The sequence below is a fragment of the Enterococcus sp. H57 genome (assembly GCF_003112495.1).
Classification (GTDB): Bacteria; Bacillota; Bacilli; order Lactobacillales; family Enterococcaceae; genus Enterococcus_B; species Enterococcus_B faecium.
This window is the reverse complement of record NZ_BEHC01000020.1, coordinates 1-5,303: the sequence shown is the minus strand read 5'-3', so window position 1 is coordinate 5,303 and position 5,303 is coordinate 1. Positions and strand designations below refer to the sequence as shown.

At 32.1% G+C, this 5,303-nt stretch carries 7 protein-coding genes; 1 reads left to right on the top strand and 6 read right to left on the bottom strand.

What is annotated here, in order from left to right:
• Positions 1-98: 98 nt before the first annotated feature.
• On the top strand, positions 99-875 hold the full coding sequence (locus DIZ30_RS05770) for a GntR family transcriptional regulator (protein ID WP_002312609.1): 777 nt from the start codon (positions 99-101) through the stop codon (positions 873-875).
• Positions 876-972: 97 nt separating this feature from the next.
• On the opposite strand, the gene DIZ30_RS05765 is transcribed toward DIZ30_RS05770, so the two are convergent.
• From DIZ30_RS05765 to DIZ30_RS05740, 6 genes are read right to left on the bottom strand one after another with little or no spacing between them, the layout of a single operon-like run.
• Positions 973-1,620, bottom strand: a complete 648-nt coding sequence (locus DIZ30_RS05765; RefSeq protein WP_002298781.1) for an HAD family phosphatase — start codon at positions 1,618-1,620, stop codon at positions 973-975.
• Complete coding sequence (locus tag DIZ30_RS05760; protein WP_002312607.1) at positions 1,620-2,450, bottom strand: PTS system mannose/fructose/sorbose family transporter subunit IID; 831 nt, start codon at positions 2,448-2,450, stop codon at positions 1,620-1,622. The genes DIZ30_RS05765 and DIZ30_RS05760 overlap by 1 nt, the downstream gene beginning before the upstream one ends.
• Positions 2,450-3,199 carry a PTS sugar transporter subunit IIC gene (locus DIZ30_RS05755; RefSeq protein ID WP_002298779.1) on the bottom strand — a complete coding sequence of 250 codons (750 nt, stop codon included), beginning with the start codon at positions 3,197-3,199 and terminating at the stop codon, positions 2,450-2,452. The genes DIZ30_RS05760 and DIZ30_RS05755 overlap by 1 nt, the downstream gene beginning before the upstream one ends.
• 13 nt (positions 3,200-3,212) lie before the next feature.
• Positions 3,213-3,677, bottom strand: a complete 465-nt coding sequence (locus DIZ30_RS05750; RefSeq protein ID WP_002298777.1) for a PTS sugar transporter subunit IIB — start codon at positions 3,675-3,677, stop codon at positions 3,213-3,215.
• A 49-nt stretch (positions 3,678-3,726) separates the two neighbouring features.
• Positions 3,727-4,188, bottom strand: coding sequence for a PTS sugar transporter subunit IIA (locus tag DIZ30_RS05745; protein WP_109023140.1), 462 nt, complete (start codon positions 4,186-4,188; stop codon positions 3,727-3,729).
• Positions 4,170-5,144, bottom strand: a complete 975-nt coding sequence (locus tag DIZ30_RS05740) for an SIS domain-containing protein (protein WP_002298774.1) — start codon at positions 5,142-5,144, stop codon at positions 4,170-4,172. Before DIZ30_RS05740 ends, DIZ30_RS05745 begins: the two co-directional genes overlap by 19 nt.
• Positions 5,145-5,303 lie beyond the last annotated feature (159 nt).

The window sequence follows — 5,303 nt, the reverse complement described above, 5'->3', positions numbered from 1 at the left end:
TCGTGTTCTCTTAGACATAAAAATTCCTCCTGGTATGTTTTCTTCTAGTCTACACACCTTAATTTTTCTGTCTAGTTAATTGTAGCCTATCCAGTACTATGAATTTTCAAGATAATAGACCATTATATTTACAAGTAGAAGCTTCTATACGTAACGATATTCGTGAAAAAAAATATCTTCCAGGAGAGCAATTACCTACAGAAGAAGAATTATGTAAAATTTATGGAGTAAGTAAGATTACCATTCGAAAAGCTTTTAAACTTTTAGCAGAAAGTGGAACAGTTGAACGATTAAGGGGGAAAGGGACCTTTGTAACTCAAAAAAAAGAAAGTTTAAAATTAGCTGGAGTTCATGGATTTAGCGATTCTCTTTCTACCCGAGGACATAAAATTAGATATACTGTTTTACATTCTAAAATTATAAAGGCTGATGAGTTTTTAGCTAATAAATTACAAATCAATGTAACTGATAGAGTTTACAATATTAAACGTTTAATGTGGGAAGACGGTGCCCCGATGGGAATTGATAATTTTTTCGCATCAGAAGAAAAATTTCCAACTTTATTTGAAAAAGGTAGCCAATATACTTCATTATATAAACTTCTAGAAGATGACTATGATGTCAAAGCTACGAGCTCTATTATGGAAATAAACGGTTTATCTGCAACACCTGAGCTTTCCGACTTATTGCAATGTATAGTAGGAGATCCGCTATTTATTTTAGAAAAGGTTGGCAAAGATAAAAATAATCAACCATTTCATTATTCTCAATCCACAGTTCGTTGTGATAGAATTAGTTATGTTATTGAAGTCACAGAAAATATCACTTTAGATACGGTGCATAAAAATGATTCAGATCCTAAAGTAATAGATTGATATTAAAAGAAATCATACCCAAAGCAATCAATTTTGATTAGATTTGGGCATGATTTTTATTTTTACTAATATTCTCTAAATACATCAAAAAACTTATTTATATTCCAAATTTCACCTGTACTTCTTGTCGCAGATATTTAATATCGTAAATAACATCATCTGCTAGACTTACATCTTGAGAAAAACGTTTATCTTTAATTGCAAGAACCTTCATATTTGCTCTTTTACCAGCTTTTATACCATTATAAGAATCTTCTATCACCAGACATTCTTCAACTGGAATTCTGAGCTGTTCTGAAGCTTTAAGGAATATAGTAGGATTAGGTTTACTTTCTGGCAAATCTCTTCCGCTAATTAAACAATCAAAATATGACTCTATTTTACAAGTGGTAACAACTTCATTTATAGTATCCATTGGACTGGAAGAAGCAATTGCCATTTTTATTTTTTTCTTTTTTAACCATTCAAGCTGTTCAATTAGTATATTAGGAAAAATATCCAAGTAATCAATCTTTTGCGATTTCCAATATTTAGTAAATTTTCCCTTCAATTCTAAACTGTTACATCCCTCATTGTACTTTTCTATATCATCAAAAATACTTGCTGTAGTTCCAATCTTTTTTTGATAAGAATACAAAGGATAGCTTAAATTTTCTTGTTTTAAAAAATTAAATACCCACTTTTGATACATAATCTCGCTATCAATTAAAACTCCGTCCATATCAAAAATTAGAGCCTTAATCATTATAAGATACCTATTATACTTAAAACAAACCCTGCCAAAATACAACCTAATAAGAGCATATTTGTACTAACATTTTTCTTAATCAATTTATATATTCCCAAAGTACATACAAGTGGTAATAATCCAGGAATAATGGAATCAAGTAAGTCTTGTAAAACAAGTTCTGTTCCCCCTGTGGTGAATTTTAAAGGGGTGACAATTGGCACCATGCTAGCCACCATTCCACCTACTACAGCCAAACCAATGATAGAAGCAAATTGCATTACTCGATCCATAAGACCTTCTTGATACAATTTAGTAAGGTATTTATTGCCAGACTCATATCCTAATTTACCGCCGTAAAAAACAGCTAAAATAGAAGGTATAGCAAAAAGGCCAACAGCTAAAATCGGTCCTAAAATACTACCTTGCTTAGCAAAAGACAATCCAATCCCAAATGTAATAATTCTTAAAGTACCTTGGAAAAATGAATCACCAATTCCAGCAAAAGGACCCATTAAACTGGTTTTAATCATGGAGATAGATTCAGTATTAAAGTTTCCTTCTTCTGCTTGAGCATTTTGTTCTTCCATAGAAGCACAAAGTCCCATAATAAATGAAGTCATTTGAGGCGTACAGTTAAAAAATGCCATATGACGAGTATAAGCTTCTCTTTTTTTCTCTTCATCATTTTTATAAACTTTATTTAAAATTGGCGCCATCCCATACATAAATCCCATATGCATTTGTCTTTCATAATTCCACGAACACATGATTGTCCATGAACGAAGACACATCTTATTAAGATCTTTTTTTGTGATTAAACGTTTTTTTTCTGTACTATTTTCCATTAACCATGCGCCTCTTCTCTTTTTCCATATTTAACTTGATCCATTACAAAGGCAATCAGAGCTGCAAAAATTGTCACGCCAATTAGTGAAAGACCTGAATAGGCAACAATAAAGAATCCAAAAATAAAGTAAGGATATAATTTTTTACTCAACATTGTGCTTAATAGCATTGCAAACCCTAATGCGGAAAGCATATTTCCAGAGACAGTCAAGGCGTCTGTAATCATTTCTGGAATTTTATCTACTAAATCTGCCACAACGTCAGCACCAAAATATACTGTTAAAAAGATTGGAATAAAGTAAACAAAAGCATTAAAAATAAATGACCAATAAATATGAATAATTTGAGCTTTTCTAAATTTATTATTTTCAATGGCTTTATCTGCAGCATGTCCAAATTGAGCAATTATCATGCGCATGATAATACTCATAAATTCACCAGCTACAGCCACTGGGATAGCTATTGTTAAGGCTGTTTCTGTACTACTATTAGTTAAAATTGCAAAAGCAGTGGCAATAATACTACCAAGTTGCATATTAGGAGGTCCAGCCGCCCCAATTGAGACGAATCCCATAGAAATTAATTCTAAAGATGCCCCAAGAACAATCCCTGTATGCAAGTCACCTAGCACAAGTCCAGCAAGTGTACTCAAAATTAGTGGTCTACCAATATTTTGTCGACCAATTAACCTGGAGTCAATAACAGCTACCACACCAACTAAACCTAATAAAATGGCTTTTAATAACATTTATTTTCCCCCCTTACTTACTAAAATCTACATTTTCAATACTTGAAGATGGGACTTGTTGCACAAATATTTTCACTTCTTGATCAAGAATTTTTTTTGTGGCTTCTAATTCTTCAGGAGTTAAAAAGACTGCCTTTCCATATTGTTTGGACTCGCTTTTCTTAGACACACCGCCAAAATTAATTTCTTTAATTTCTGGTAAATTTTGAACTAATTCAAAAGCTTCCTTAGGTCCTTTAATTAAAATCATGTAATTATCATTTGGGGATGTTTCCATAATCCCTTTAACATCACTAATTTTAACAATGTCTAATTTGCAATCAGCAGGTTTAGCAATTGTCAAAGCCATCACAGACATTGGATCTCCTGGAACTTTGTTATCAGCCACAATAATATGGTTAATATCATACTGTTTAGTCCAAGAAAATATTACTTGTCCATGAAGTAATCTGTGGTCTACACGCACTAATTTAATCATTCTATTTCCTCCTTCAATTTTTAAAATTTATAGAATAGAAATTGCCACCTTAACTGACATCTTTTAAAAACGAATTAATATGAACCATACTTTTTTGAGAGTTATTCAGTAATTCCTTAAAATCTATTTCTTCTATAGATTTACCAGCTGACTGGGCCATTAATAACTCCAGTAAAAGAGGTAAATTAATCCCAGCAATAATTTGAATTCTATTGTTGTTCAACTGTTTAATAGAAACATTATTAGGTGTTCCTCCAATTAAATCCGTTAAAATAATTAGAGGTTGCAAATGATGCTGACTAATTATTTCTTTCATACTCTCCTCAAAATCATCTGGACTAGTATTTTCTTTAAATGGAACAGCACTAATACCTGTGGCGTCATTCATTAAAATTAATTTTGTTGCCTTTAAATAACCCTCACAAAGGGTAGAATGTGTTGTAATCACAATGTGAAATAATTGATTTGCCATCTTTTGCAACCTCCTATTAATTAATATTTCATTTGCCACATATAGCGTCTAACATCTAAGGAATGGCCTCTTTCAAAAGCAATCGCTTCTACCATTTGGCGAATAACAACGCCACTAAGTACAGCTGCAATATATTCTTTCGCTACACTATCTATAGATTCTAAGTCAAAATCAGCTTGGTCTAAAACCATTAATTTATTACTGAATTTTTTAGTGAAGTCTTCTACCCGTTGATCTAAAAATCTTGTATCTCCAATACTTTTCACTAAGATGAATGGTACATCATAATCAGTGATTTCAAAAGGACCATGGAAAAATTCCCCAGAATGAATAGCATTAGAATTAATCCATTGCATTTCCATGAACCAGCAAGCTGCTGTGGAGTAAATTTCTCCGTAATTGATACCGCTACCAATTGTGTAAATAATTTTATCTCGTTTTTGGTTTTTACCCCATTCTTTAGCAGTTATTTCAAATTTGCTCTTTTCAGCAATAACAAGATCATTTAACTTATCAAATTCATTCAAGCAAGTTTCCCATTTTTTAGAGCCATCTAAAACAAGTAAAATATTAAATAATAAACCATAAAGAATTCCTTTATTTAAATCACTAGCATCAACATCTTTACCCCAATCATAGTGAACAGGATATTCAGCTGCTTCCCATAGAGGAGATCCTTCTTCATTAGATAAACAAATAGTCATTGCTCCAAATTCTCTTGCTTTTTTTGTTGCTTCTACAGTTTCTGGTGTTGTGCCAGAATGGGAACAAGTGATAACTAAAGAATTTTCAGATAATCCTTTTGGTATAGCATAGTTAAATTCGTTAGCAGTATAAACATGACAAGGTACAGTTAATTCTTTATCAAATAGATATTGACCAGCCATTAAAACGGCTTGTGAACCCCCACATGCTGTAAAATATACATGATCAATTGTCTTTTCCTTTAACGCTGCCATTGCTGTTTCAATCTGTTCTTTGTGTAGTTGTCTCATTTCTTTATCCCTCACTCTAATAGGTATTATAAAGTCATATAACTTTACAATACCTATTATCTATGAGGGAGCGTCAATAATTTTGTGTAAATGATTCTTCCCTACTGCAGATTGTTTCTAATTCTCAATCAGTTGGCTTAGCATTTGTTCGAGCTCGCC